The 25,153-nt window shown below is 61.7% G+C and carries 22 protein-coding genes and 1 tRNA gene; 8 read left to right on the forward strand and 15 right to left on the reverse strand.

The window, feature by feature from the left end:
* The first annotated feature begins 12 nt into the window (after nucleotides 1-12).
* The 3 genes from LCW13_RS09645 (at nucleotide 13) to LCW13_RS09655 (ending at nucleotide 1,472) form a co-directional block, all read left to right on the forward strand.
* Entirely contained in the window at nucleotides 13-720 is a 708-nt protein-coding gene (locus LCW13_RS09645; RefSeq protein ID WP_153635909.1) for an SIMPL domain-containing protein, read from the forward strand.
* Nucleotides 721-761: 41 nt separating this feature from the next.
* On the forward strand, nucleotides 762-1,064 hold the full coding sequence (locus LCW13_RS09650) for a winged helix-turn-helix domain-containing protein (RefSeq protein ID WP_153635910.1): 303 nt from the start codon (nucleotides 762-764) through the stop codon (nucleotides 1,062-1,064).
* A 105-nt stretch (nucleotides 1,065-1,169) separates the two neighbouring features.
* The gene (locus LCW13_RS09655) at nucleotides 1,170-1,472 is read left to right on the forward strand and encodes a hypothetical protein (protein WP_153635911.1); all 303 of its coding nucleotides are present in this window, start codon (nucleotides 1,170-1,172) and stop codon (nucleotides 1,470-1,472) included.
* A gap of 292 nt (nucleotides 1,473-1,764) precedes the next feature.
* Here the strand turns inward: LCW13_RS09655 and LCW13_RS09660 are convergent, their stop codons facing one another.
* Nucleotides 1,765-2,160 carry a hypothetical protein gene (locus LCW13_RS09660; protein ID WP_225346716.1) on the reverse strand — a complete coding sequence of 132 codons (396 nt, stop codon included), beginning with the start codon at nucleotides 2,158-2,160 and terminating at the stop codon, nucleotides 1,765-1,767.
* 419 nt (nucleotides 2,161-2,579) lie between these two features.
* Nucleotides 2,580-2,656: transfer RNA gene (locus LCW13_RS09665), tRNA-Pro, on the reverse strand.
* Nucleotides 2,657-2,899: 243 nt separating this feature from the next.
* Here LCW13_RS09665 and LCW13_RS09670 point away from each other — a divergent pair.
* Together LCW13_RS09670 and LCW13_RS09675 are read left to right on the forward strand one after the other, a co-directional pair.
* On the forward strand, nucleotides 2,900-3,169 hold the full coding sequence (locus LCW13_RS09670) for a hypothetical protein (RefSeq protein WP_153635913.1): 270 nt from the start codon (nucleotides 2,900-2,902) through the stop codon (nucleotides 3,167-3,169).
* Nucleotides 3,170-3,449: 280 nt separating this feature from the next.
* Nucleotides 3,450-4,541 carry a GGDEF domain-containing protein gene (locus LCW13_RS09675; protein WP_172978678.1) on the forward strand — a complete coding sequence of 364 codons (1,092 nt, stop codon included), beginning with the start codon at nucleotides 3,450-3,452 and terminating at the stop codon, nucleotides 4,539-4,541.
* Nucleotides 4,542-4,646: 105 nt separating this feature from the next.
* Here the strand turns inward: LCW13_RS09675 and LCW13_RS09680 are convergent, their stop codons facing one another.
* From LCW13_RS09680 to LCW13_RS09695, 4 genes are all read right to left on the reverse strand, one after another.
* Complete coding sequence (locus tag LCW13_RS09680) at nucleotides 4,647-5,186, reverse strand: YaeQ family protein (RefSeq protein ID WP_153635915.1); 540 nt, start codon at nucleotides 5,184-5,186, stop codon at nucleotides 4,647-4,649.
* Between the two features lie 182 nt (nucleotides 5,187-5,368).
* Nucleotides 5,369-6,619: an S-methyl-5-thioribose kinase gene (gene mtnK, locus LCW13_RS09685; protein WP_153635916.1), complete on the reverse strand. Its 1,251-nt coding sequence runs from the start codon at nucleotides 6,617-6,619 to the stop codon at nucleotides 5,369-5,371.
* Between the two features lie 215 nt (nucleotides 6,620-6,834).
* The gene (cls, locus tag LCW13_RS09690; protein WP_153635917.1) at nucleotides 6,835-8,262 is read right to left on the reverse strand and encodes a cardiolipin synthase; all 1,428 of its coding nucleotides are present in this window, start codon (nucleotides 8,260-8,262) and stop codon (nucleotides 6,835-6,837) included.
* A gap of 168 nt (nucleotides 8,263-8,430) precedes the next feature.
* Complete coding sequence (locus LCW13_RS09695) at nucleotides 8,431-9,936, reverse strand: fumarate hydratase (protein WP_153635918.1); 1,506 nt, start codon at nucleotides 9,934-9,936, stop codon at nucleotides 8,431-8,433.
* Between the two features lie 348 nt (nucleotides 9,937-10,284).
* Between LCW13_RS09695 and LCW13_RS09700 the strand changes: the two genes are divergently transcribed.
* Nucleotides 10,285-11,253, forward strand: a complete 969-nt coding sequence (locus tag LCW13_RS09700) for an N-acetylmuramoyl-L-alanine amidase (protein ID WP_225346717.1) — start codon at nucleotides 10,285-10,287, stop codon at nucleotides 11,251-11,253.
* Nucleotides 11,254-11,472: 219 nt separating this feature from the next.
* Nucleotides 11,473-11,832: a hypothetical protein gene (locus tag LCW13_RS09705; protein WP_175090119.1), complete on the forward strand. Its 360-nt coding sequence runs from the start codon at nucleotides 11,473-11,475 to the stop codon at nucleotides 11,830-11,832.
* A 157-nt stretch (nucleotides 11,833-11,989) separates the two neighbouring features.
* Here the strand turns inward: LCW13_RS09705 and LCW13_RS09710 are convergent, their stop codons facing one another.
* From LCW13_RS09710 to LCW13_RS09745, 8 genes are all read right to left on the reverse strand, one after another.
* Entirely contained in the window at nucleotides 11,990-12,691 is a 702-nt protein-coding gene (locus LCW13_RS09710) for an ABC transporter ATP-binding protein (RefSeq protein ID WP_043336899.1), read from the reverse strand.
* Between the two features lie 74 nt (nucleotides 12,692-12,765).
* Nucleotides 12,766-13,521, reverse strand: a complete 756-nt coding sequence (livG, locus tag LCW13_RS09715) for a high-affinity branched-chain amino acid ABC transporter ATP-binding protein LivG (RefSeq protein WP_263643040.1) — start codon at nucleotides 13,519-13,521, stop codon at nucleotides 12,766-12,768.
* A 112-nt stretch (nucleotides 13,522-13,633) separates the two neighbouring features.
* Entirely contained in the window at nucleotides 13,634-14,959 is a 1,326-nt protein-coding gene (gene livM, locus LCW13_RS09720) for a high-affinity branched-chain amino acid ABC transporter permease LivM (protein ID WP_153635920.1), read from the reverse strand.
* Nucleotides 14,959-15,879: a high-affinity branched-chain amino acid ABC transporter permease LivH gene (gene livH, locus LCW13_RS09725; RefSeq protein WP_043336883.1), complete on the reverse strand. Its 921-nt coding sequence runs from the start codon at nucleotides 15,877-15,879 to the stop codon at nucleotides 14,959-14,961. The genes livM and livH overlap by 1 nt, the downstream gene beginning before the upstream one ends.
* A 293-nt stretch (nucleotides 15,880-16,172) precedes the next feature.
* On the reverse strand, nucleotides 16,173-17,273 hold the full coding sequence (locus LCW13_RS09730; RefSeq protein ID WP_404813686.1) for a branched-chain amino acid ABC transporter substrate-binding protein: 1,101 nt from the start codon (nucleotides 17,271-17,273) through the stop codon (nucleotides 16,173-16,175).
* Nucleotides 17,274-17,963: 690 nt separating this feature from the next.
* On the reverse strand, nucleotides 17,964-19,991 hold the full coding sequence (gene uvrB, locus LCW13_RS09735) for an excinuclease ABC subunit UvrB (protein WP_153635922.1): 2,028 nt from the start codon (nucleotides 19,989-19,991) through the stop codon (nucleotides 17,964-17,966).
* A gap of 66 nt (nucleotides 19,992-20,057) precedes the next feature.
* Nucleotides 20,058-20,492, reverse strand: a complete 435-nt coding sequence (locus LCW13_RS09740) for an OsmC family protein (protein ID WP_153635923.1) — start codon at nucleotides 20,490-20,492, stop codon at nucleotides 20,058-20,060.
* Between the two features lie 87 nt (nucleotides 20,493-20,579).
* The gene (locus LCW13_RS09745; protein ID WP_153635924.1) at nucleotides 20,580-20,771 is read right to left on the reverse strand and encodes a hypothetical protein; all 192 of its coding nucleotides are present in this window, start codon (nucleotides 20,769-20,771) and stop codon (nucleotides 20,580-20,582) included.
* A 284-nt stretch (nucleotides 20,772-21,055) separates the two neighbouring features.
* Here LCW13_RS09745 and ygfZ point away from each other — a divergent pair, with 284 nt between their 5' ends.
* A complete protein-coding gene (ygfZ, locus tag LCW13_RS09750) occupies nucleotides 21,056-22,177 on the forward strand; it encodes a CAF17-like 4Fe-4S cluster assembly/insertion protein YgfZ (RefSeq protein WP_225346719.1) in 1,122 nt (373 codons plus the stop codon).
* A gap of 147 nt (nucleotides 22,178-22,324) precedes the next feature.
* Here ygfZ and LCW13_RS09755 read toward each other — a convergent pair whose 3' ends face one another.
* Nucleotides 22,325-25,090, reverse strand: coding sequence for an EAL domain-containing protein (locus tag LCW13_RS09755; RefSeq protein WP_172978679.1), 2,766 nt, complete (start codon nucleotides 25,088-25,090; stop codon nucleotides 22,325-22,327).
* Between the last annotated feature and the right edge of the window lie 63 nt (nucleotides 25,091-25,153).

Here is a 25,153-nt window from a genome sequence, read left to right on the forward strand (position 1 = left end):
GGATAACAATACATGCGCAATATCATCAGCTCGGCCGTGCTGGGCGGCCTGCTGGCCGCGGGAATGGTCTGGAGTGGCAGCTATCTCAAGCAGGCTGCCCAGGTATGGGAATCTTCCAGCCGTGTAGTGACGGTCAAGGGGCTCGCGGAGCGCGAGGTCAAGGCCGACCTGGCCCTCTGGCCGCTGCACTTCAGCGTCAATGCCAATCAGCTGACCGGGCTTCATGAGGCGCTGGCCAATGATGAGCGCAAGATTCGCGCCTTTCTCACCGCACAGGGCTTTCCCGCCGACCAGGTCAGCGTGACCTCTCCCCAGGTGACTGACCTCTACGCCAACAGCTACAACGCCCAGCGCCCGGATGAGCGCTATCGCGCCGAAGCTACGGTGCTGGTGCGCTCGCCCAAGGTCGACCTCGTCAAGCAAAGCGCCTCACTGACCGGTGAACTGGTGCGCGAGGGTATCCTGCTCTCGGCTGACTATGCCTACCGCACCGAATTCCTGTTCACGGGGCTTGAAGCCATCAAGCCGGACATGATCGCGGCCGCGACCGCGGATGCCCGACGCGCCGCCCAGCAGTTCGCGGAGGATTCCGGTAGCACGGTCGGCCACATCAAGCATGCCAGCCAGGGCTATTTCTCGATCTCGGACCTCGACAGCTATACCCCTGACATCAAGAAGGTCAGAGTCGTGACCACCATCGACTACACCCTGAGCCACTGATCACCTCTCGACAGCCCCCTTCTTCGCCGTATGGAGCCCCAATGCCCGACACCCCGCTGAGCAAGACCCAGACAAGCTTCTATCGACGCCTGTTCGTGGCCCACCTCATCGCGCATGACATCGCCAGCGTGCCAGCCATCATCGCGGCCACCGGCATGCCGCGGCGTACCGCCCAGGACACCATCACCGCCCTGGGTGAGCTCGAGATCGTCTGTGAATTCCAGCGCGAGGAGGGCCAGCGCAACAATATCGGCCACTACGTGATTCGTGACTGGGGGCCGATCAATGCCCAGTGGGTAGCCGACAACGCCGAACGTCTGCAGAAAGCGCTGGGCTACGCGTGAGGGGCATGAACTTTATCGAACAACGAGGGCCGAGAAATGGGGAGCGAGAGATGGCTTTCGAGAATGAGCTCTCAAGCATGAGGCCTCAAGCATGATGGCTGACCCATGACGGCCGAGATTCTGGACAGTGCCGTTCAGCACGGCTTGATCGCCGTGCTGATCCAGCTGGCGCTGTGGCCGCTGTTTGGCGTGTGGTCGGCAGGTGCCATCGCCGTCGCCCTGTTTCTGGGCCGTGAGATCGCTCAGCATGAATACAAGGGCGATGGACCCAAGGCAGAGAACTGGGACTACGGCCTGCTGCAGCACTGGAATCTGGATTCCTGTCTCGATGTTGCCCTGCCACTGCTCTGCTGTGTGAGCCTGGCCAGTACGGTCTGGGCGTTAAGGCGCTACCTGGCCCGGGCGTGATCCGCGGCCCGCCTCGCGACTAGATGGGTCGCGCAAGCGCACGGCGAAAAGTGAACGTCGTAAAAAGTGAAAAACCCGTGCAGTCTTCTCTGAACGGCTCCCCTCCCCCAGCGCTGCGTTCTACCCTTCCTTGCCCTGCGCGTTTTGACTGTCCTTATAGCCTTCTCTTCCTGGCTGTCTTCCTTGCTGCCTCGCTAGCCCTTTGCTGGCTGTCTCTTGCCTACATCTGGCCTGCCTTTTCACCTCAGCACGGTGCAACCAGATTCGCTGGAAAGCGTTGCCTCAAGCATCATCAGCCAACGGCAATGCCGGTGACACTGCGCCGTACGGCGCCCGACCCAGTGGCGGAAAGCGCAGTGGCGGAAGGCGCAGAGGCGGAAGGCGCAGAGGCAGCGCGACGACGCAGCGGATGTCGGGCGCGATCCTGCAGGTAGGCCGAGAGCGTTTCCGGGCGGATGCCGGGATGCTGAAAGACGTAATCCTCGGTGATGATCGACAGAAATTCAGCACTGCGTGCGCCCGCGACCTCAAATCCCAAGATGAAGTGGCGCGACTGAGAGACCTCGAAGCAATAGTTTTCGGCGGCCACGGCGCAGGTCTGCACCACATAGCCTCCCCCCAGCTGTTCTCTGAGGATGGATCGTTCGGGATTGAATCGAGATGCCGTGTAAACGTCTATGATTTTCATTATCACCCCCAATATCGACTGGCGCAGTATATACGGAAAATCTAATACTTACATGCTTAGAGAACTCATCCCGCCTACCCCGCACTTCGAGCCGACAGTCAATTGATCCAGATCAACTCAAGCGGCAGCGCTTTCTGGGCCAGATGTCAGTGGCATCTGCCTGGATCAATAGAAAAGCGCTTGCGCGAGCACAGTGCTGATTGAGCTGAGAGGCCGGGAAAGTGAGCAATACGAACCAAAGGCGAGATACGTGAGGCAGGCGGGTCATCGCGAGAATGGTGATGAAGAATGGAAATCGGGAGCTGAAAGATGGAGAGCAGTGAGTGAGCAGTGAGTAAATAGTGACGAGATGGGCATCTTCAGGACATGCGAAAACGCAAAAAGGCCATCCGTTACCGGATGGCCTTTTCACTTGAATCTGGTCGGGACGACAGGATTCGAACCTGCGACCTCTGCAACCCCATTGCAGCGCGCTACCAAGCTGCGCCACGTCCCGACAGTGTCTGGAAGAGCTTCCCCCTCAAGACGAGACGTAATGTACCGCATTGATCTCAAAAAGAAAAGCAGGAATCTCACATTTCTTTACCTGCGTCGTGATCTGGTGTCGCACTGACGCCTGAATCCGCTGTCGGCATTGCAAAATGACCGGGTGCGACGCATGTTCATGAAGCAGGCATTCATTGCGCACCTTCGAATGCAACGCCCATGAACGACAATCGTCCAGAGGAGTTCGCGACCGATGATCCAATTCACGCTTACCACCACGCTCAAGGGCGGCACCAGCGTCAGCGGCGACCCCATCAAGGTCAGCGCCGAGAGCGCCCCTGCCGCCGGCAGCCAGATCACCAAGGGGCAATGGCCCGCACTCGACGCCTTGTCACCCAACTTTCCGGTGACAGTGACGGGAGTCGAAGAGGACGAGGATGGCAATACCCTCGTGCGCCTCAAGGAAGCCGACAGCCCGGATGCCAACGACCCCGACAGCTACCGCTACACGCCCTGGAAGTAACGGAGCGACGCCGGGTAGCATCGGGAAGGTATGAGGGGTTATCGCGCCAGCGTCGAGAAGGCAATATATTGCGCTTCATGCGGAAAGTTGGACGCCTTCATTTCGCGCAGCTTCTTGTCAGACAAGTTATGACCCACGCTGCGTTAGCATAGGGTTTGCGGAGCCTTCGTTGGCTCTGGCGAGCTGTGGCTGATGATGAGGTGGTGTATCATCCAGCCTTTCCCGGTTGGTGCCTGATGTGCACTGACATCTCGATGCCCGAGGTCACATGGTCAGCCCATTGAAATTGATAGTTACCTCCTGGCGCTGGCTGGTCGGCAAGACCGGCTCCGCCCGAGAGACACTCCATCATGGCTTTCTCGTTTCCGCATTCTTCATCGGGTTGATTTCGGCCCTCTTCAATTCCCTGCTGGGCCTCACCCTGCCGGCGTACAACATCGTGCTGGTCATCACCAGCGCGTTCATCGCCCTGATGTGGTATCGCTCGCGGTTTCATGGCGAGTTCCAGCGCATGGCCTGGCTGTTCTGTGCGCTGGTCACTTTCGTGATGCTGCCCGGCAACTGGCTGTTCAATCATGGCGCGACCGGCCCGACCCTGCTCTTCTACCTGATGGCGTCGGCCTATGTATTGGCGGTACTGCCCGCCGACCCCAAGCGCCGAGGCATCATCGTCATCGGCCTGATGTTCATGCCATGGGCACTGCTGGCGTTTGAGCATGCAAGGCCGGGCCTGGTCAGCAGCTATGCCAGCGAAGGCATGCGTTTTCTCGATATGGGCTTCAGCTACACGCTGGCCTTCGGGCTTCTCAGCGTGGTGATCGCAGGCTATGCCCGACGTATCCATGAAGAGCGTGATATCGCCAATGCCTATGCGGCGCGACTCGAGCGCCTCAGCCTGCTGGACAGTCTGACCGGCCTCTACAATCACCGCGCCATCCACGAACAGGCCGAAGCCTGGATCAGGCGTTCGCAAAGTGCCTGCCTGCTGATCTGCGACCTGGATCACTTCAAGATGATCAATGACAACCACGGCCACCCGTACGGCGACACGGTACTGGAAGAGTTCTCACGCCATGTCAGCCAGTTGACCCGAGAGTTCTCGGGAGAAGCCGGACGCTATGGCGGCGAGGAGTTCATGATCCTGATTCCCGGCACCCTGGCGACGGCTCGCCAGTTCGATGGATGCCTGCGGGAGCGCTGCGAAGCCTCGCCCCTGTTGCATGGCGTGATTCTCTTCAGCACCGGCGCCAGCGAATTGCACGCCGATGACACCCTGTCGAGCTGGGTCAAGCGCAGCGATGACGCCCTCTACCACGCCAAGGAAAATGGCCGAGGCCGTCTGATGGTCGACAAGGACCTGAGCGTCATCTGAGCCTTCACCCGCCCGACCTGGACCGACTGAGCCCCCAGACACAACGCCCCCGCAAGCATGGCTTGCGGGGGCGTTGTGTCTGGGCCGGTGCGAGGCTGATGTCGCTCAGCGCTCGCCCTTCAGCCACTCGAGATTGATCTCGTGCTGGCCATTGTCATCGGTGATGAAGATGGTGCCTTCGGAGATCATCACGGTCCACTTGATGTTGCGCGGCAGCGACTCGGTGATGGCGTCCAGCGACCCTTCCGGCACGGCCGCGATGCTCAGGTTGGAGAGCCCAGCCACCGCCGGCACGACCTTGGTTTCCCACACACGCAGGCTGCCATAGGCCAGCAGCGAGGTACGCTCGGTGCGTCGCGAGCACCAGGTCAGGCGCTCGGCATCCGGCTGACCGACTTCGATCCAGTGCAGGATACGGCCATCGAGGCTCTTTTCCCACAACGCCGGCTCATCGACATCGGACAGGCCGCGACCGAACGCGATGTTCTCGCTGTACCACAGGGCGTGGCCCAGCAGACGCACGCAAAGACGCAGTTCGGTTTCGGAGGGGTGACGAGCCACCGTGAAGCGCAGGGTCTCGTAGACGCCGCGATCCAGGTCGGTCAGCGACAGATCCACCTTGTAAGGCGTGGAAGACAGGGCCATGAAAATCTCTTCTTGAAAAGGCAGACGTCTTGGAAAGGCAATGGCAGGAAGACACTATCCCGATAAAGCACCATGCTCCTCGACTGAACCACGCGCGTGAAAATGCAAGCGCGTGGGTGCGGAGCGCAGAGTCTACCCTAGCCGGGCCCTGAACGCCCGACTCCTGCCTGGCATGCCAGCCCTCAGGCGAGGTGACGCGCCACCAAGGCATCGATGGCATCGATATCGCTCAGGCGTTCGCGCGTCATGATCAACTCGCGCCCGAGCGCCAGCGCCCGCCGCTCGGCGCGTGCGCGGGTGGCCTCATCGCTGATGGATTCGAGCTCCAGAATATGCGCAAGCCCCACAGTGCGGCGGATCAGCTCACAGCCGGCATAGCCCAGTGCATCACGCAACATGCGAGACAACAGATGCTCTGCCACGCCCGACGCAGCGAAGCTGGCATCCGATGTATGGGTGGCCTGCTCACGATACTCACAAGCGAAGCTCTCCCAACTGGCGACCGCCTGGGCGCGCAGCTGCGCTACGTAGTCACGCTTGTTGCCCTGTTCTCCCTCAAGCTCGGTATGCGCACAGGCCGCCAGCCACAGTGCTGCCAGCCAGCTGCCAATATCAAAGCCCGCCGGCCCGAAGAAGCCGAATTCCGGATCGATGACCTTCGTACTGTCTTCACGCACGAAGATAGAGCCCGCATGCAGATCACCATGCAGCAGTGCCTCGGGCGCGGAGAGGAAACGCTGCTTGAGCTCCGCCACTTCGACCTTCAGGGCAGCATCCTGCCACAGGGCTTCGGCATCCGCGCGCAGCGCCGGATTGATGCTGTTGCGCTCGTGATCACAGAACGGATCGATGAAGAACAGGTCTTCGGTGATCTTGCACTGATCGGGATTGATGAAGCGGGCGACGCGCGCCTTCTTGTCGTGGGCATCGAGTGCCAGATCGCTGCTGCGATAAAGCGTAGTGGCCAGAAAATGCCCCATCTGCTCGCCCAGCCGGGGCAATGACGCGCGCTCCAGGAAGGCATGGCGCAGATTGCGGTGATCGCCGATATCTTCCATCACGATCGCTGAACGAGCTTCATCGAAGTGATAAAGCGCCGGCACCAGGTCCGGCGCGCAGTCTGCCTCGAACTGCAGAGTTTCCGCCTCGATGCGCACACGCACCAGCGACAGCGGCCAGCTTTCGCCGATGATGCGCACCCAGGGCAGGCCCTGCTTGACGATTACCGAGGCGGAGCGGTCCGGCGTGCAGACGCGATAGACATAGTTGATGTTGCCATCGCCGATCTCTTCGACCTGAAGTGCTTCAGCGGTCGCGAAGCCCGGATATCGAGCACCGACGTGCTGGCGCGCGAAGGCGATCACATCCGCATCATCGCGAAACTGATAGTCGATGGAAGGCGCGTGGCTAGCGGTGGGGTCTTGAGCAGTCATGGCAGGTCTCAGCGCTGAATCATGAAGTCGCCGGCCTCGGCGACGCTTCGCGTGCATGGCATGCGAAGCACCTCAAGGCTCTCACTTTATTCATTTAAGAAATAAGAAGGCGATCAGTTATAGCGAGAAGATGCCTGCTGGCGCGGCGATTGGCAAGACCTGCCGAGCGAGTTTTGCTCAGCTCGGCAGGCGCTTGTCGCATGCAGGATGCTGGATTACTGGATGGGAGCCAGCAGATAGGCCGCGCGCGAGATCAGCTTGCGCCACATCGGCCGCGCATCCAGCTCTTCGCAGCTGATTTCACGACAGTGGCGGAAGTCCTCTTCGAGCATCGCCTCCACTTCCGAGGCAAACTGGTGATCGGGCACGAACGCCGTGATCTCGAAGTTGAGGCGGAAGGAGCGGTTGTCAAGATTGACGGTGCCGATGGTTGCCGTATGACTATCCATCAACATCACCTTCTGATGCAGGAAGCCTGGCTGATAGCGGAAGACGCGTACGCCGGAGCGAATCATCTCGGACAGGAACGAGAACGCCGACAGGAACACCAGCAGGTGATCGGGTCGCTCAGGAATCATCACCCGCACATCCACCCCGCGCAGCGCAGCGATCTTGAGCGCATCCTGCACGCCCTGGTCCGGCACGAAATAAGGGCTGGTGATCCAGATGCGGCTGACCGAGGAGTGAATCGCCTGCTGCACCAGCAGGCTGGCCGTCTCGCGGCGGTCCGCCGGGCCGGAAGGCACGATCACTACATGCTGACATTCGTCACAGCTGATCTGCGGCTGCCATTCAAGCGACAGCACCTCACCGGTCGCCCAGTGCCAGTCTTCCCAGAAGGCTTCCTGCAGGCCCATCACGCTGGGGCCCTCAAGCTTGAGATGGGTATCACGCCAGGCCCCGTAACGCTCGGAATGGCCCAGATATTCATTGCCGACATTCAGCCCGCCCACGAAGCCGACACGGCCGTCGATGACGGTGATCTTGCGATGATTACGGAAGTTGATCTGGAAACGATGACGCCAGCCCCGCGAGGAATTGAAGGCACTGACCTCACACCCCGATTCCATCAGATCATTCAGATAGCCGTCGGGCAGCTTGCGCGAGCCGATCTCGTCATACAGGAAACAGACCCGCACGCCGCGTTCGGCGCGGCGCATCAACTTCTGCTTGAGACGCACCCCCAGTTCATCGTTTCGCACGATGAAGAACTGGATCAGGATGTAATCCTCGGCGGTATCGATGGCATGAAACAGCGAATCGAAGGTGTGCTCGCCATTGATCAACAACTTGGCGCGGTTGCCGGTGGTGACAGGCATCATCGCCAGGCGCTCTATGGCATCCAGATGGGTGGGATTGCCGCCCAGCGGGCGTGACAGCCACGGCGACAGTTTGGGACGGAAACGCATCAAGACGCGGCGCATGGTCGAGTCGCGCTCCTCGCGAGCGCTGACATAACCATAGAAACGTGGACGCCCGAATACCCAGTACAGTGGCAGGGCGACGTAGGGAAAGGTCAGCAGACACAGAATCCAGGCGATCGCACCCTGGGAGGTACGACTGGACATCAGGGCCATGACGGCGGTCATCGCACCCAGAATGTGACTGCTCAACAGCAGAAAGCCAAGTAACCAGGCGGTCATTGCAGCTCCATTGCAGGCGTCAGGGTTGCCAGAGTATGCCACAGCAGTGCGCGCAACGATGCCATGACATCGACGGCACACAGACGAAGACCCCCGCCGGCATGCCATCACCGGCGGGGGTCTTCAGGTCATATCCACACGATACGACGGCGTATCACGACAGGGCCATCATGCACGCTCAGCGATGATTTCCTTCCACTTGGCCGGGCCCGTCTGGTGCACGGAGACACCCGCGCTGTCGACGGCTACGGTCACCGGCATGTCTTCGACCTCGAATTCGTAGATCGCTTCCATGCCCAGGTCTTCAAATGCCAGCACACGGGATTTCTTGATCGCCTGGGCGACCAGGTAGGCAGCGCCGCCGACGGCCATCAGGTAGCTGGACTTGTTGTCACGGATGGCGTCGATCGCGGTCGGGCCACGCTCTGCCTTGCCGACCATGCCCAAGAGGCCGGTCTCTTCCAGCAAGGTGCGCGTGAACTTGTCCATGCGGGTCGCGGTGGTCGGGCCAGCCGGACCGACGACTTCGTCACGGATCGGGTCGACCGGGCCGACGTAATAGATGAAGCGACCCTTGAGATCGACCGGCAGCTGCTCGCCGCGTGCCAGCATCTCGGTCATGCGCTTGTGAGCGGCGTCACGGCCGGTCAGCAGCTTGCCATTGAGCAGCAGGGTGTCGCCCGGCTGCCAGCTCTGCACTTCCTCGGGCGTCACGGTGTCGAGGTTGACACGCTTGACACTGTCGCCTGCTTCACGGGTGATTTCCGGCCAGTCCTCGAGCTTGGGTGCCGGCAGTTCTGCCACACCGCTGCCATCCAGGGTGAAGTGCACGTGACGGGTCGCCGCACAGTTCGGGATGATCGCCACCGGCTTGTTGGCCGCGTGGGTCGGATAATCCATGACCTTGATGTCGAGCACGGTGGTCAGACCACCGAGGCCCTGGGCGCCGACGCCAGTGGCGTTGACCTTCTCGAACAGCTCGAGACGGATCTCTTCGGCACGGTTGGAGGCACCACGCGCCTTCAGTTCCTGGATATCGATCGGCTCGAGCAGGGACTCCTTGGCCAGCTGCATCGCCTTCTCGGCGGTACCGCCGATGCCGATACCCAGCATGCCGGGCGGACACCAGCCAGCGCCCATCTTCGGAATCTGCTCCAGCACCCAGTCGACTACGGAGTCGGACGGGTTGAGCATCGCGAACTTGGACTTGGCTTCGCTGCCGCCACCTTTGGCCGCGACGTGGATCTCGACGCTGTCACCCGGCACCAGCTTGTGGTGGATGATGGCGGGCGTGTTGTCCTTGGTGTTGGCACGCTTGCCGTCCGGGTCTGCCAGCACAGAGGCGCGCAGCACGTTGTCCGGCAGCAGATAGGCGCGACGCACGCCTTCGTTGACCATGTCATCCAGGCTCATGTCGGCCTCGAAGCGCACGTTCATGCCGACGTGAACGAAGACGGTGACGATACCGGTGTCCTGACAGATGGGACGATGACCCAGGGCACACATCCGGGAGTTGATCAGGATCTGCGCGATGGCATCCTTGGCGGCAGGATTCTCTTCACGCTCGTACGCCGCGTTCATGGCGTCGATGAAATCCTTCGGATGGTAGTAGGAGATGTACTGCAGCGCGTCGGCGACGCTCTGGATCAGGTCATCCTGGCGGATCACGGTCATCAGGATCGGCTCCTCAAGGGCAAGCGATGGAAAAGACAGACACACTGGCGCACAGGGCACAGGGGCGATTACTGTTGTCAGGCACGGCAATCGCGCCGCCACGGGGCGAGCGTCAGATCAGGTGCGCGGGATTATACCTCATGCGAGCACGCGGCGGCAGAGCGAATCCTGCAACCCGCAAGACATGAGAATTCAGCAGGTTATGGCCCAGTCTGCGCAAGGCTCTCCCGCCCTGAGCCGCCTGCTTCGCTGCCGGCAGTCGCGTGTATCGCGAAGCGACTGCCGCCGTCCCGTTGCGGTACCGTCCTGTCATGCAGACTCCCCTTCTTCAGCCACGATGATTGCTCAATGACGCCACGCGACTGTTCACCCCCCTCCTTCTCGCCACGCCTCTTCCCGCGACGCTTCTTCTCGCGGCGTCTGCTGTCGCTGGCCGCTGCCGCGCTCACGATGTTGCTGGCAGGCTGTGGCACCCAGTCGGGTTCTGGCGCAGGTGTCGGGAGCGATACCTTCGACTGGGTGACGCCCTCCCCCCACGGCAAGAGCAATTCACGGGTTCGCCATCTGGTACTTCACTACACCGATGATGATCTGCACGGCTCCCTGCTCAGCCTGACGGGCTCTCAGGTCAGCGCTCATTATCTGCTGTCGGCGCCGATGCCCGCGACCGGCCTGCCGCGCGTCTATCCGCTGGTGCCGGAAGCGCGCCGCGCCTGGCATGCCGGCGTCAGCCAGTGGGGTGAGCGCAGCAATCTCAATGACACCTCCATCGGTATCGAGATCGTCAATGCCGGGCCCCTGGCACTGGAGCCATTGCAGGGAGGCGAGCAGGAAGATGCCAGGGAGGCGGTCGCCAGGCGCTGGGCCCCCTCACGTGGCTTCGCACCGTGGAGCGAGGCGCAGATCACTGCATTAATCACGCTGCTCAAGCCCATCATCGCGCGCCATGGCATCAAGGCGGTGGATATCGTCGGGCACTCGGACATCGCCCCTGAGCGCAAGACCGACCCCGGCCCGCGATTCCCCTGGCAACGCCTGCATGACGCCGGCATCGGTGCCTGGCCACGCACCTCTGACGTGCTGTGCTTCCAGCGCCAACTGGCAAGCGAAGGGCTGCCATCACGAGAGGTTCTGCTCACGGCGCTGACGCATTACGGCTACCCAGTGGACGTCGCACGGCCCGAACTGGCGATTGCCGCGTTCCAGGCACACTTTCGTCCCGGGTCGATCAGTGGGGCCTTCGATGTCGAGAGTATCGCGATATTGCTGGCGCTCAACGCACGTTACCGCCAGTCGCCTGGCTGCCAGCCGCCCTGAAAACGTCAGGCATGAGCCCCGGACAGTCACCTGAATGTCACTTCCCTGTCACATTTCTGACGCAGCATCGATTTGTCCTTGACGCACCAAACAGATTTGCATGGCAGTTTGACGACCGCCGTCTACTCTGGGATGAGGCATGACCAGAGAGGGTCATGGGCAGACAAGCTAGCGACTGGCTCGAAGAAGCCGGAATACCCCATCACAATGAGGTTCATCATGGCTGACAACATTCTCAGTGCAGTACCTGAAACGGCAGCAGACATGACAACACCCGCCACATCCCCCGGGGCTCTTGGATTCGTCGTCTGTGATGACAATCGCATCTATGGGGCGGGCATGAGCGAAGAAGACTGCCTCGACAACGCCCTGGAGTGCCTGTGCGGTTTCTGTGAGCGCAGCGCGCTCAAGAAGATGCTGGAGCTATGTCAATCCGGCGTGCGCTATCCCTTGCGCCAGCTTCCCGCCAGCCAGGCCTGCGTCAGCAATTGCCAGGTCTCCGGCCCTACCGATCATTACCGTATCCATGACGGCGTCGCCTATGCTCCGGAAGAATTCGTGACACCTCTCTCGGCGTAAGCCATTCACGCCACTTTACCCGCCCCCCCCCTGGCTCGCACCCTGCATCGCATCCTCAAGAAAGCGCCCCTGCCACCGAGGTTTCAGTGACAGGGGCGCGTTCTTTTGCATTGCCTTCCTCTGGTGAGGCGCGACAGCGAATCACGTGCCAGGCCTCTCAGCCGCCAAGATAGGCACGACGCACGTCATCATTGGCCAGCAGCGCCTTGCCGCTGTCCGCCAGCACCACGCGACCATGCTCCAGCACATAACCGCGATCGGCGATCGACAGGGCGCGATGGGCATTCTGCTCCACCAGGAAGATGGTGGTGCCCTGCTCGCGCAGCTGCTCTACGATCTCGAAGATCTGCCCGATCACGATGGGCGCCAGCCCCAGCGATGGCTCATCGAGCAACAACAGCCGCGGCCGACTCATCAGGGCGCGCCCGATGGCCAACATCTGCTGCTCTCCGCCGGACATGGTGCCGCCGCGCTGCTGAAAGCGTTCCTTGAGGCGCGGGAAGAGCCCCAGCACGTGCTCGATACTGCGCTCGTTTTCCTCCTTGCTCTGGTAATAGCCGCCCATGGCAAGATTCTCCTCCACCGTCATGCCGGTGAAGATGCGGCGACCTTCCGGCACCACCGACAGCCCTCCACGCATCACACGCGCCGTGGGTGTACCGGTGATCTCCTCGCCCTCGAACCACACCCGCCCGCTGGTCGGACGCGGATCGCCACAGATCGACATTAGAAGCGTCGTCTTGCCGGCACCGTTGGCACCGATCAGCGTCACGATCTCGCCCTGTCCGACGGCCAGCGAGACATCATTGAGCGCCTGCACCGGCCCGTAGTGGGTGGTCAGATGCTCGAGGGCCAGCATGGCCTCCCGGGGCGCGAGCTCCTCACCGGCAAGCGTGGCCTCGGGTGTCACGTCTTCGACATGCTCACTCATGATCACTCTTCCCCCAGATAGGCCTTGATCACGGCATCATTGCGCCGTATGTCTTCCGGACTGCCATCCGCCAGCGGCTGGCCCTGATTGACCACGTAGATGTGGTCCGAGATGCCCATTACCAGACTCATATCATGCTCGATCAACAGCACCGAGATGCCCTCATCGCGGGTCAGGCTGACGATCAGATCATCCAGATCGCGCGTTTCATTGGGATTGAGGCCCGCCGCCGGCTCATCCAGCATCAGCAGCCGCGGCCTGGCGACCATGCAGCGCGCGATCTCGAGCCGACGCTGCTGGCCATAGGCCAGATTGCCCGCCTCGCGGTTGGCGAATTCGAGCAGACCGACTCGCTCCAGCCAGTCGCCGGCATGCTGCATCAGCGCCTTTTCACTGCGTCGATAGCCCGGCGTCTTGAACAGTCCCTTGAGAAGGTTGCGTTCGGCGTGCATGTGCTGCGCCACCAGCAGGTTCTCGATGACGGTCATCTCCTTGAACAACCGCACGTTCTGGAAGGTGCGCACCATGCCAGCCTGAGCAATTCGGTAGCCCGGTAGACGATGCATGGCGCGGTTCTGGAAATACACCTCGCCGCCAGTCGGCTGATAGAAGCCGGAAATGCAGTTGAAGACGGTGGTCTTGCCTGCACCATTCGGTCCGATGACCGACACCACCTCCCCCGGATGTACCTGAAGCGTCACCCCATCCACGGCCTTGAGGCCACCGAACTGCATGGTGAGGTCACACACATCCAGCAACGGTGCCCTACCCTCGGCGCGCGCCTGACGATGTGAGGAGGTGGCTGGTGCTGCCTTGTCGAGGCCTTGCCTGTCGTGGACCTGCTTGTCACAGACCTGATTATCATGTGTGTCAGCCACGGTCGAGCTCCATCTGCGGTCGTTTGAGCGGCACCAGGCCCTGAGGACGCCATACCATCATCAGCACCATCATCAGTCCGAACAGCAGCATGCGATATTCATTGAATTCGCGTGCCAGCTCCGGCAACAGCGTCATGGCGATCGCGGCCAGAATCACACCCAATTGCGAGCCCATTCCCCCCAGCACCACGATGGCCAGAATGATCGCCGACTCGATGAAGGTGAAGGATTCTGGGCTGATGAAACCCTGACGCGCAGCGAAGAAGGCACCGGCGAAACCGGCGAAGCTCGCACCGATCGTGAAGGCCGAGAGCTTGATACCGGTGGGGTTCATCCCCAGCGAGCGACAGGCGATGTCATCCTCGCGCAGCGCCTCCCACGCCCGCCCGATGGGCATGCGCAGCAAGCGGTAGATCACGAACAGCGTGATCAGCACCAGAATCAAGGCCAGCAGATACAGGTAGATCACCTTGAGGGCCGGGTCATAGTCGATGCCGAAGAACTCATGGAAGGCGATGTTGCCCTCGTCGGCCCGCCGCGAGAACTCGAGATTGAACAAGGTCGGCTTGGGAATGCGCGCGATGCCATTCGGGCCGCCAGTCAACTCGGTCCAGTTGTTGAGCAGGATGCGGATGATCTCGCCGAAGCCCAGCGTCACGATGGCCAGATAGTCACCACGCAGCCGTAGCACGGGGAAGCCAAGCAGATAGCCGAACAGCGCCGTCATCAATCCGGCGATGGGCAATGCCTCCCAGAAGCTGAAGCCCAGATAGCTGTTGAGCAGCGCATAGGTATAGGCCCCAACGGCGTAGAAGCCCACGTAGCCGAGATCCAGCAGCCCGGCGAGCCCTACCACCACGTTGAGCCCCAGGCCCAGCATGATGTAGATCAGCGTCAGGGTGGCGAGGTCCACCGCCGAGCGGTTGGAGAGGAACGGGAAGATCAGCAACGCACCGATGGCCAGCATGATCCACAGCTGACGCTTCTGACCGCTCATGACATCAGGGACGCTGAAACGTGAAGGTTTGCGCGTGCGTGCGCGCCACTCCTCGATCTGCGGACGTACCAGCTGATGCAGGAAGACGGCCAGCGCCGCGGCCAGCAACCATCCCCAGGTGTCCATGCCCATCAAGCGTACCGTGGTGGTGATGCCGGTGGACTCGAGCTGCACACCCAGTACCGAGCCCCCCAGCACGAGGGTCAGCACGGCGGCCGCAAGTGCCGACCACCAGGGACGCCGATAGGAAGGCTGTGGCGGAATCGTCTCGGCGGGTGAGGTACCCGCTGTATTCAAAGTCTGTTTCGCAAGCTTGGGCATCAGATCTTCTCCACTTCGGGCTTGCCGAGAATCCCGGAGGGACGGAACAGCAGAATCAGGATCAGCAGTCCGAAGGCCACCACGTCCTTGTATTCAGTCGACAGGTAACCGCCGGTCAGCGCCTCCGCGACGCCCAGCAGCAGGCCACCCAGCATGGCGCCGGGGATACTGCCGATACCGCCCAGCACCGCCGCCGTGAACGCCTTGAGGCCAGCCAGGAAGCCGATGTAGGGATTGACCACGCCGTAGTACATGCCGAGCAGCAGGCCTGCCACGGCGGCAAGTGCCGCCCCGATCACGAAGGTCATCGAGATGATCATGTCGGTATTGATGCCCAGCAGACGCGCCATGCCGGCATCCTGCGAGCAGGCACGGCAGGCACGACCCAGACGCGAGCGCGAGATGAAGGACGACAGCAGCAGCATGCACACCAGGGTGACGCTGAAGATGATCACCTGCATGTAGGAGAGATTGACTGCGAAGCTTTCCAGCCCGAACTCCCAGCCGCCCGGGATCAGGCTGGAGATCGCCATGTCCCGCGAACCCTGGGCCAGACGCATGTAGTTCTGCAGGAAGATCGACATGCCGATCGCCGAGATCAGCGCGATCAGACGCTTTGAGCCACGTACCGGGCGATAGGCCACCCTCTCCACGGCAAAGCCGTAGGCACAGGACACCAGCACCGCCACCAGCAAGGCGGCCGCCATCAGAAAGAAGGGGTTGGCGATACCCAGCATGCCCAGCGCCGCGATGACGATGAAGGTCACGTAGGTGCCGATCATGTAGATCTCGCCGTGAGCGAAATTGATCATGCCGATGATGCCATAGACCATCGTGTAGCCGATGGCGATCAAGGCATAGGTACTGCCGATGGTCAGGCCATTGATGACCTGTTGCAGGAAGTAGAGGATGTCTTCCATTGGAACGACCCTTGGCCGCGACTGTCGTCGGCTTGTGGCCGGTGACCGTCAGGGAAATGCCGCATGTGCGGCGACAACGGGAAGGCACGGCGATGTTGCATCACCGTGGACTCGACCGAACGGAGAAGCCCGCCATGCCAGGTGGCATGACGGGAAGCGTTTCGGGGGTGATCCACCACGGCCACATGAGGTCTCAAATACTCTCTCAAATGATCGCTCAAATGAGGTGCCAGATGTGATGTCACATGGCCGTGGCGAAGGCTGAGCTCAGACGAGCAGAGGCCAGCCGATGATCAATGTGCCGCTTCGCTCTTGGTTCCGTCGGCGTGCCAGTTGTAGACGACGAAGTTGAAGTCCTTCAGATCGCCCTTCTCGTCGTATTCGACCTTGCCGATGGGCGTGTCAAAGCTGTTGGCCTTGAGATATTCGGCGACGTCATAGGGGTCGGTGGAGTCAGCCCCCTTGATGCCATCGGCGATCAGCTCCACCGCGGTGTAGGCCGGCATGACGAATGGCCCGGAGGGGTCCTGATCCTTGTCCTTGAAGGCCGCGACCAGATCGGCGTTCTTCGGGTCTGTCTCGAAGGCCGGCGGCAGCGTCACGTAAAGCCCTTCGGAGGCCTGACCGGCGATCTTGGAAATGTCCGGATTGCCGACCCCTTCCGGGCCCATGAAGGGTGCATCGAAGCCCAGCTCACGCGACTGACGCAGCAAGAGGCCCAGCTCCGGGTGATAGCCGCCGTAGTAGACGAAGTCGACATTCTCCTTCTTGAGCTTGGAGATCAGCGCCGAAAAATCCTTGTCGCCTGCCGTGATGCCCTCGAACAGCACCACATCGATGCCGGCTTCCTCGACGGTATCGCGCACGCCGGTGGCGATGCCTTCCCCGTACTGCTGCTTGTCGTGGATCACGGCCATGTGCTTGGGCTTGACCGTCTCGGCGATATAGCGCCCGGCGACCGGCCCCTGCAGGGAATCCAGGCCGATGGTGCGGAAGACCAGCTCATAGCCCTGCTCGGTGATGGTCGGGCTGGTGGACGCCGCCGTGATCATCATCACGCCTTCCTCGGCGTAGATGTCCGAGGCCGGCTGGGTCGCACTGGAGCACAGGTGGCCGATCACGTACTGGACACCGTCATTGACGATCTGGTTGGCCACCGCCACCGCCTGCTTGGGATCACAGGCGTCATCGTATTTGACGCCCTTTAGCATCTCGCCGTCGACGCCACCGGCGGCATTGATCCGCTCGATGGCCATCTCGGCACCGATGAACTGCATGTCACCGTACTGGGCAACCGGCCCCGTGACAGGGCCTGCCATGGCGATGGTGATATCGGCCTGAGCCTGGGTGGACATCGCCGCGGCGATACCGAGAGCGAGAAGAGACCTGCGCATCATGATGAGAATTCCTGTTCCCGATTATTGTTGTACTACGGCCGGGCAGACCTGACTGACGCCTGGTGCCAACGCTGGGCTGACCGAAAAAGGCTGGCGACAGTGTCTGTCATTCGCTGACCTTGTGCGCCGCTGCCAGCCTGCAGGCAGGGGGTCGACACGTCAGGAATGCCTTGAAAGCATTATTGGCAGCAGCGAATACGCATGTAAAGTGACCGTTTGGGCGCTCATGAATGCGGCTCGGCAGCCTACCAATAGCGAAAAGCACCACGCTTCCCAATGTGGCCAGACAATCCTCGGAAAACCCGATCAAAGCCAGTCATTGGCACATGCCAACACGCGGATAACAGGATTTCCCTCTCCTCTCGCACCATCAGGAGGCACTGCAGCCCCCTGCCCGGCTACGCCCAAGGTTGTAAGAGAAGCAATGCTGCCGCCCTCCCCGAGCAACCGGTTGCCCCTGAGCCATGCACTGAGCTGCCATGTGATGATTTGCGAAGCATAGGCAAGATAACGGGATAACTCGCTGATGACACTTGCGCAACACATATCCGCCGCGCGCTGGTACCAGGGTACCTGCAGACAGGCACACGCCAGCCCTGAACGCCACGCGCCCGACGATGGGTGACATCGTCGGGCGCGCAGGGTAATGCCTTTGGCAACGCGAAAGCTGGGAGATGGAGAGTAGCGTCAGCCCAGCGCGATCAGGCGATTGCGGACGTCGTTGATCTGGTCGCGCAGTCGACCGGCTTCCTCGAACTCGAGGTTCTTGGCCGCGGCAAACATGGCATCTTCGAGACGGCTGATCTCCTTTTCAAGCGCCTGAGGACCTTCGGCCGCCAGCGCGGCGTAGTCCGGCGTCTCTTCCGCCACCTGACGCTCGCTGCCCTTGCGACGGCTGCTCTTGCGGCCCGGTGCCTGGGCACCTTCCATGATATCCGCCACCGACTTGGTGATGGTGCGCGGCGTGATGCCGTGCTCGTCATTGAAGGCCATCTGCTTCTCGCGACGGCGTTCGGTCTCGGCGATGGCCCGCTGCATGGAATCGGTGATGCGATCCCCGTACAGAATGGCCTTGCCGTTGGCATTACGCGCCGCGCGGCCGATGGTCTGGATCAGCGAGCGTTCCGAGCGCAGGAAGCCTTCCTTGTCGGCATCCAGAATCGCCACCAGCGAGACCTCCGGTATATCGAGACCCTCACGCAGCAGGTTGATGCCGACCAGCACATCGAACTTGCCCAGACGCAGGTCACGAATGATCTCGACACGCTCGACGGTGTCGATATCGGAGTGCAGATAGCGCACCCGCACATCATGCTCTCCCAGATACTCGGTCAGGTCTTCCGACATGCGCTTGGTCAGCGTGGTGATCAGCACGCGCTCGCCCACCTGGGTGCGCGCCTTGATCTCGGAGAGCACATCATCGACCTGGGTCGAGGCCGAACGCACCTCGATGATCGGATCGAGCAGCCCGGTGGGACGTACCACCTGCTCCACCACCTGGCCGGCATGTTCTTCCTCATAGGGGCCAGGCGTCGCCGAGACGAATACCGTCTGCGGCAGGATGCTCTCCCACTCCTCGAATTTCATCGGGCGGTTGTCGAGGGCCGACGGCAGACGGAAGCCGTACTCCACCAACGTCTCCTTGCGCGATCGGTCACCGCGGTACATCCCGCCGACCTGCGGCACGCTGACGTGGGACTCGTCGATGAAGACCAGTGCATCCTTGGGCAGGTAGTCGAAGAAGGTCGGCGGCGCATTGCCGGGATCACGCCCCGACAGATAGCGCGAGTAGTTCTCGATGCCATTGCAGTAGCCCAGCTCCATCATCATCTCGATGTCATAGAGGGTACGCTGCTCCAGGCGCTGGGCCTCGACCAGCTTATCGTGCTTGCGCAAGTAATCGAGGCGCTCGACGAGTTCTTCCTTGATGCGATCGACCGCAGCGACGATGGTCTCGCGCGGCGTCACGTAGTGACTCTTGGGATAGATGGTCATGCGCGGCACCGACTCGGCCACTTCACCGGTCAGCGGATCGAACAGCCGGATGGAATCGATCTCGTCATCGAAAAGCTCGACACGCACCGCCTGCTCTTCGGAGTCGGCCGGGAAGATGTCGATCACGTCGCCACGCACCCGATACGTACCGCGCCGGAAATCCATATCGTTGCGAGTGTACTGCAGCTCCGCCAGACGCCTTAGGAAGCCACGCTGGTCAATCTGCTCACCACGATTGAAGTGCAGGCGCATCTTCAGGTATTGATCCGGATCCCCCAGGCCGTAGATGGCCGAGACGGAGACCACGATGATCGCATCGCGGCGTTCCAGCAGCGCCTTGGTCGCCGACAGGCGCATCTGCTCGATATGGTCGTTGATCGAGGCATCCTTCTCGATGAAGGTGTCCGAGGAGGCGACGTAGGCTTCGGGCTGATAGTAATCGTAATAGGAGACGAAATATTCGACGGCGTTGTCGGGGAAGAACGACTTGAACTCGCCGTACAGCTGTGCCGCCAGCGTCTTGTTGGGGGCCATGACGATGGCCGGGCGCTGCAGACGCTCCACGATGTTGGCCACCGTGAAGGTCTTGCCGGAGCCGGTCACGCCCAGGAGGGTCTGATGCGCCAGACCCGCGTCCAGGCCGGTTATCAGCTTCTCGATGGCCGCCGGTTGGTCACCGGCCGGCTGAAACTTGGAATCGATGCGAAATGGTTTGCTCATGCGCTCTCAATGGTGGCAGTCAGTCGGGTCTTCAACTGACGACAGGCAGATGATTGCCCAGCGGCATCATTCGCTCGCGGGCGCTTCTCGACTGGTCACCAAGACCCGGGTGCTGGTCATCAGGCGATGGATGGGGCAACGCTCGGAGATCTCGATCAGACGCGCGCGCGTCTCGGCGTCCAGCTCATGGCCCTCCTCGGCCAGAAACTGCATGCTGACCGTGAGGCGGTATTCGCTGTCGCTGCCACGGCGCTCGTCGCTGTCGTCCCGGTCCACCGTGGTGGTGATCCCCGCCAGCGGCAAGCCTTTGCGCCTTGCGTACATCTGCACGGTGATCGACTTGCAGGCCCCCAGCGACAGGTCGAAGTAGTCATGCGGGTCCGGAGCGCTCTCGGCGCCACCGACCACCGCCGGCACATCGACCAGCAACTCATCAAAGCTTGCGACCTGTACCCGCTGCACGAAACTGCCTGACCGACGGCTGATTACCTCGATGCTCATTCGTCACCTCCCTGTCGCTGATCTGTCCGTGATCCCGCTCATGAGACGTTGCCTGCTCGCCGCCTGTCCAGCGTCTGTGCACTGCGGTCACTTGACCTTGTAACCGGCCTTCTCGACCGCCTTGACCAGGGCGTCATAACGCACCTGACCGTCGACTTCGGCAAAGCCACGCCCGACCTCGGCTTCCTTGACGCCATCCATCATCATCAGCGCCGTGGTGACCTTGTTGACGTCCTTGACGCTCTCGACACCGATCAAAGTAAGAGAAAAGCTGGCCATCGTGTCATTCCTGTCATGCAGTAAAAAAGGGGCGCCGCGGCGCATTGCAGCCGTCAAGAATAGCACGGTTGTCTGGCAGTCAGCGCGGACCAGACGCTTCGCAAGCCAGGCCGCAGAAACGCCTGGCAGGACGGGAGCCCTGATTTGCCCGTTCTTTTACTGTCACTTGAGGCACTAGGGGCTGACAGCCGCCAGCTGGCGCGTGACAATGCGGGCATCCGACATGCCGCATGGTTGCCAGAGCGCCACCGGCAGTTCACTCCTTCGCAACAGGATGGTGGTAAATGAATCCCTTCAAGACCCTGATGCAAGACCACGGCTACCAGCTCGGCGAGGACGGCCGCCTGACGCTGGGTGAGCCAGACGATGCCTCCATGCCACTCGCTGGCGTAGCTGACCGCACCCTGGCCGAAAATGGGTTGACCCCGCTGGGCAATTTCGAAGTCCTCGAGGTCTGCGGCAAGGATGGCGAACGCTTTCTGCAGGGGCAGACCTCACAGCAGCTGAGTCTGGTCGATGGCGAGCTGGCGCCGCTGACGACCTTCTGCACACCGAAGGGGCGCATTCTGGCCATGGCTCAGCTGCTGCGCGTCAGCGAAGGGCGCCTGTGGCTGGTGATGCCGGCTGGCACCGCCGAACCGCTGCGCGCCCATCTGGCCAAGTTCGCGCCCTTCTACAAGGTGACGCTGGAGGTGTCGTGCGAGCTGAGTGTGCTCGGCCTTCTCGGCGAACAGACTCTGGCGGCCTGTGCCGACGCCCTGGCGGCACCGGCTCTGCCCGCGCACGACCTGGCCATGCGCTCGGTTCTCCCGTCGCCCCTGCAGTCGAGCGAGGAAGAAGAACCGCAGACCTGCGCGCTGGCTCGCCAGCCGTCAGGCAATACCCCGCGCGCGATACTGGTCGGCCCGCATGCCGCCCTGGCAGACCTCGCGACGGCGCTTTTCGGACGCGATGTGGCCGCCAGCGACGAAACCCGCTGGCGCCTGGAAGATATCCGCGCCGGTCTACAGTGGGTCACTTCCGCGCAGACTGACAGCTGGCTGCCGCAGATGCTCAATCTGGAAGCCCTCGCCGCGATCAGCTTCAAGAAAGGCTGCTATACCGGTCAGGAAGTCGTGGCACGTGCCCACTTTCGCGGTCAGGTCAAGAAGCGCCTGCAACGCCTGACGACAATGCAGCCGGCCGACTTGCCGGCGGTGGGCAGCAAGGTCACATCTCCCGATGGCAAGTCCCTTGGCGAAGTGTTGCAGGCAGCCCATGATGAGCAGGGACGCCTGGAGCTGCTGGCCGTGATCAGCCTGCGTGATGAAGAGATAGCGTTGGCATTGGAAGATGGCACCGAGCTTGAGCGCAGCGCACTGCCCTATGCCGTCGAGCGTCGCGACCCGGAGCAGCTCAAGGGCTGAAGGGTACGGCTTGAAGGACTGGCTGTCTTGAAGGGCTTAGCCTTGAAGGACTTAACGCTTGAAAGCCGCCACAAGAAAGCCCCACACGTGCCAACGTGCGGGGCTTTCGTCTTTCACGGATTGCAGACCTGATGCACCTACCGGGGCTCACAGCCCTTCCGGCAGCCAGCCATCCCCTGCGATCAGGTGCTCGATCAGCTCCTGCACCGGCATCGGTCGTGCATAGAGATAGCCCTGATGCAGCGAGCAACCATGCGCGAGCAATTCGGCTCGCTGCTCTGGCGTCTCGATGCCCTCGGCCACCACCGCAAGATGGAAGGCCTCCGCCAGCCCCAGCATCGCTTCGATCATGGCCTGCCCCTTGCTGGAGCCCAGCGCCGTCACGAACTGTCGATCGATCTTGAGCTTGTCGAACGGCAACCGCTGAAGCTGTGACAACGAGGAGTAGCCGGTGCCGAAGTCATCCAATGCCAATGCCACGCCGTGAGCCCGGATGGTCTGGAACAGCACGGCGAGTGCCTGGATGTCATCCGGCAGCTGGCTCTCGACCAGCTCAAGCGTCAGGCGCTCACACAGCTCCGGATGCCGGAACAACATTTCCAGGTCTGACAGGAAGCGCTTGTCCATCATGTGGCGCACGGTCACGTTGACGCTCAGATGCAACTCATGGCCGCTTTCGTGGACGCGCATCAAGGTCGCGATGCTTTCCTTGAGCACCCAGCGCCCCAGCGCGACATCCAGGCGTGCGGACTCGACGATCGCCATGAAATCCGCCGAGCCCATCAAGCCATGTTCGGGGTGCTGCCAGCGAATCAACGCCTCCGACAGCTGCAAGCGGCCGCTACGCCCATCGACGATCGGCTGCACGAAGAGCCTGAGCTGATTCTCACGCAGCGCGACGGTGAACTCGGCCTCCAGCTGCTTGAGGCGACGCAACTCACGCTCCGCCTCCTCATCGAAGAAGTGCCACTCACGTTGGCACTGCTGGGTATCGTGCAAGGCACGCTCGGCGCGATAGACCAGCGCATCCACCTGGTGGCCATCCTCGGGGTAGCGCGTGATGCCCAGACTCGGCTGCAGATAGATCACCTCATCATTGAGCGTGACCTTGTCGCGCACGGCATTCAGCAGGTTGTCCAGCCAGCCACTGATACCGCCACGCGTCGCTTCCAGCAGCCGGCGCTGGACCATGATCAGCAGCCTGTCGGTCTCGAGGCGCGCCACATCGCCCGAATTCCCCAGCAAGGGAGCGATACGCTTCTTGACCTGCTCCAGCTGGTGATTGCCCGGCTCGGCGCCGGCATGATCATAGAGCACCTGCAAACCGCCAATCCGCAGCGCCATCAGCACGAAGCCTTCCATCGGCGCGACCTCACCCAGCTGATCAATCCGCACCTTGATCAGGCGCAGCATGCCTTCACGGCTGAGCAGGCCGGTATCGAGATCCGTCTCGCGCTCCTCGAGCAACTGGTGCTGGAGCAGCACGCGTTCCTGCTCCAATCCTCGTACCACCAGCGTATCGAGAGTCATGTCCAGCAACGGCATCATCTCGGTGGCGTTGAGTCGATGGCCACGACTGGCCACCAGCAGCAACTCGCTGCGCCCGGGATGCGGCGAGACCGAATAGCCCATCAGCTGACTGGCGCCCAGTCGCTGACACAGCAGCAGCGCGCGGTCATTCGGCTCATCGGCATTCTTCTCGACGCTCCCATCGCCATCGCGCCGCGAGCCATCACCGGGTGACACGCACACGCGCCCTACCGGCAGGCGCAATAGAGGATCACGCCGCAACGATGCTTCACTCAACCACTCACGCTCATCGTGACTCTGCAGAATCAGGTAGCCGGCATTGGGATTTCCCACCTCACGCCGATAGATGATGATCTCCGCCCCCAGCATCTCGCGCACGCGCTGCAGGTATCGGGTGAGAGACGCACGCGCATTCTGCGGCGCGTGGGTTTCGTAGGGGACGCTCAGAAATTGCTGGTTGAGAGTGTTGTGGCGCTGGTTTTGATGCTCGAGATAGGCGCCATAGGCCCGACACGCCCTGCGGCGCCGACTGTCGCGCACCAACATGCCAATGGTGCCCATGCCCGCCAGCACAATGATCAACAGCAGCACCGCCAGCGGAGCGCCCATCTCATACACAAGCTGAGCGACGCGATTCTCATCCTGCCAGCAGGCCTTGGCATGGTGGTAGCGATCGGCACGGCCGGATGCCGGCAAAGCCACGCAGATCTGCTGCGTCGCGATGGGCTGTGGCATGGCGTTGCTGACGACCTTCAGACCCTTCAAGCCCAGTACGGCCGCCTGCTCGTCCAGCAGGTCTGTCGTGAGCGGCATGCCCAAAATCAACAGCCCCTGCTCGTCTCGCGGTGGCAAGGCCTCCTCATCCTCGTAGAGCCCCTGCATGCCGATCAGCCATGGCTGGTTATCGACGATCAACCAGGCCAGCTGGGATTGTGTCGATGACTGGCGGGCAGCCTGCATGACGGGGGCGAGCGCACGTCGCCAGCTCACCGGCTGCTTGCCCAGCCAGTCGGCCCCCGGCGACCCGGCGTTGTGCTGCACCCAGGCTGCCACCTGCCCATCGCCCCGCACCGCAGAGATCAGATGTATGCCGGTATTGATGGCGAACTCGGGGCCATACATGTACTCGAGCCAGGTCGTGTCGAGCTCGGGCTTGCGCAGAAACCTGGTCACGGCTTCTTCCCAGTAGCCGTTCTCCTGCAACTGTCCTGCGAGCAGGCGCTGTTCACTCTTGATCCACAAGGCCAGCCGCTGCCTGTCGGATTCACGATCCGCCTCACGGGATTGGGTGATCTGGCTGGCCGTCAACCAGGCGGTGGCCAGCAGTGCCGCCAGCAACAGCAGCGGCAGCAGGTACATCCGATAGCGGGGGCCAGCAGGCATGAAGGCATGCGCGAAGACAGCAGAAGACTCATGTGACGACACACGAGAGGAGGAACGCGGTGC

The sequence above is a fragment of the Cobetia amphilecti genome, from assembly GCF_020217465.1.
Lineage (GTDB): Bacteria > Pseudomonadota > Gammaproteobacteria > Pseudomonadales > Halomonadaceae > Cobetia > Cobetia amphilecti.

What these genes read in the sequence shown, in the direction of transcription:
- LCW13_RS09695 (WP_153635918.1), bottom strand. Translation starts at nt 9,936, where the DNA reads ATGACCGTGATCCGCCAGGATGACCTGATCCAGAGCGTCGCCGACGCG.
- LCW13_RS09670 (WP_153635913.1), top strand. Translation starts at nt 2,900, where the DNA reads ATGATCCAATTCACGCTTACCACCACGCTCAAGGGCGGCACCAGCGTC.
- LCW13_RS09650 (WP_153635910.1), top strand. Translation starts at nt 762, where the DNA reads ATGCCCGACACCCCGCTGAGCAAGACCCAGACAAGCTTCTATCGACGC.
- LCW13_RS09710 (WP_043336899.1), bottom strand. Translation starts at nt 12,691, where the DNA reads ATGCTGGCCCTCGAGCATCTGACCACCCACTACGGGCCGGTGCAGGCG.
- LCW13_RS09680 (WP_153635915.1), bottom strand. Translation starts at nt 5,186, where the DNA reads ATGGCCCTGTCTTCCACGCCTTACAAGGTGGATCTGTCGCTGACCGAC.
- LCW13_RS09705 (WP_175090119.1), top strand. Translation starts at nt 11,473, where the DNA reads ATGGCTGACAACATTCTCAGTGCAGTACCTGAAACGGCAGCAGACATG.
- uvrB (WP_153635922.1), bottom strand. Translation starts at nt 19,991, where the DNA reads ATGAGCAAACCATTTCGCATCGATTCCAAGTTTCAGCCGGCCGGTGAC.
- LCW13_RS09730 (WP_404813686.1), bottom strand. Translation starts at nt 17,273, where the DNA reads ATGCGCAGGTCTCTTCTCGCTCTCGGTATCGCCGCGGCGATGTCCACC.
- ygfZ (WP_225346719.1), top strand. Translation starts at nt 21,056, where the DNA reads ATGAATCCCTTCAAGACCCTGATGCAAGACCACGGCTACCAGCTCGGC.
- LCW13_RS09660 (WP_225346716.1), bottom strand. Translation starts at nt 2,160, where the DNA reads ATGAAAATCATAGACGTTTACACGGCATCTCGATTCAATCCCGAACGA.
- livM (WP_153635920.1), bottom strand. Translation starts at nt 14,959, where the DNA reads ATGCCCAAGCTTGCGAAACAGACTTTGAATACAGCGGGTACCTCACCC.
- LCW13_RS09745 (WP_153635924.1), bottom strand. Translation starts at nt 20,771, where the DNA reads ATGGCCAGCTTTTCTCTTACTTTGATCGGTGTCGAGAGCGTCAAGGAC.
- cls (WP_153635917.1), bottom strand. Translation starts at nt 8,262, where the DNA reads ATGACCGCCTGGTTACTTGGCTTTCTGCTGTTGAGCAGTCACATTCTG.
- LCW13_RS09755 (WP_172978679.1), bottom strand. Translation starts at nt 25,090, where the DNA reads ATGCCTGCTGGCCCCCGCTATCGGATGTACCTGCTGCCGCTGCTGTTG.
- livH (WP_043336883.1), bottom strand. Translation starts at nt 15,879, where the DNA reads ATGGAAGACATCCTCTACTTCCTGCAACAGGTCATCAATGGCCTGACC.
- LCW13_RS09740 (WP_153635923.1), bottom strand. Translation starts at nt 20,492, where the DNA reads ATGAGCATCGAGGTAATCAGCCGTCGGTCAGGCAGTTTCGTGCAGCGG.
- LCW13_RS09700 (WP_225346717.1), top strand. Translation starts at nt 10,285, where the DNA reads ATGACGCCACGCGACTGTTCACCCCCCTCCTTCTCGCCACGCCTCTTC.
- mtnK (WP_153635916.1), bottom strand. Translation starts at nt 6,619, where the DNA reads ATGACTGCTCAAGACCCCACCGCTAGCCACGCGCCTTCCATCGACTAT.
- LCW13_RS09645 (WP_153635909.1), top strand. Translation starts at nt 13, where the DNA reads ATGCGCAATATCATCAGCTCGGCCGTGCTGGGCGGCCTGCTGGCCGCG.
- LCW13_RS09655 (WP_153635911.1), top strand. Translation starts at nt 1,170, where the DNA reads ATGACGGCCGAGATTCTGGACAGTGCCGTTCAGCACGGCTTGATCGCC.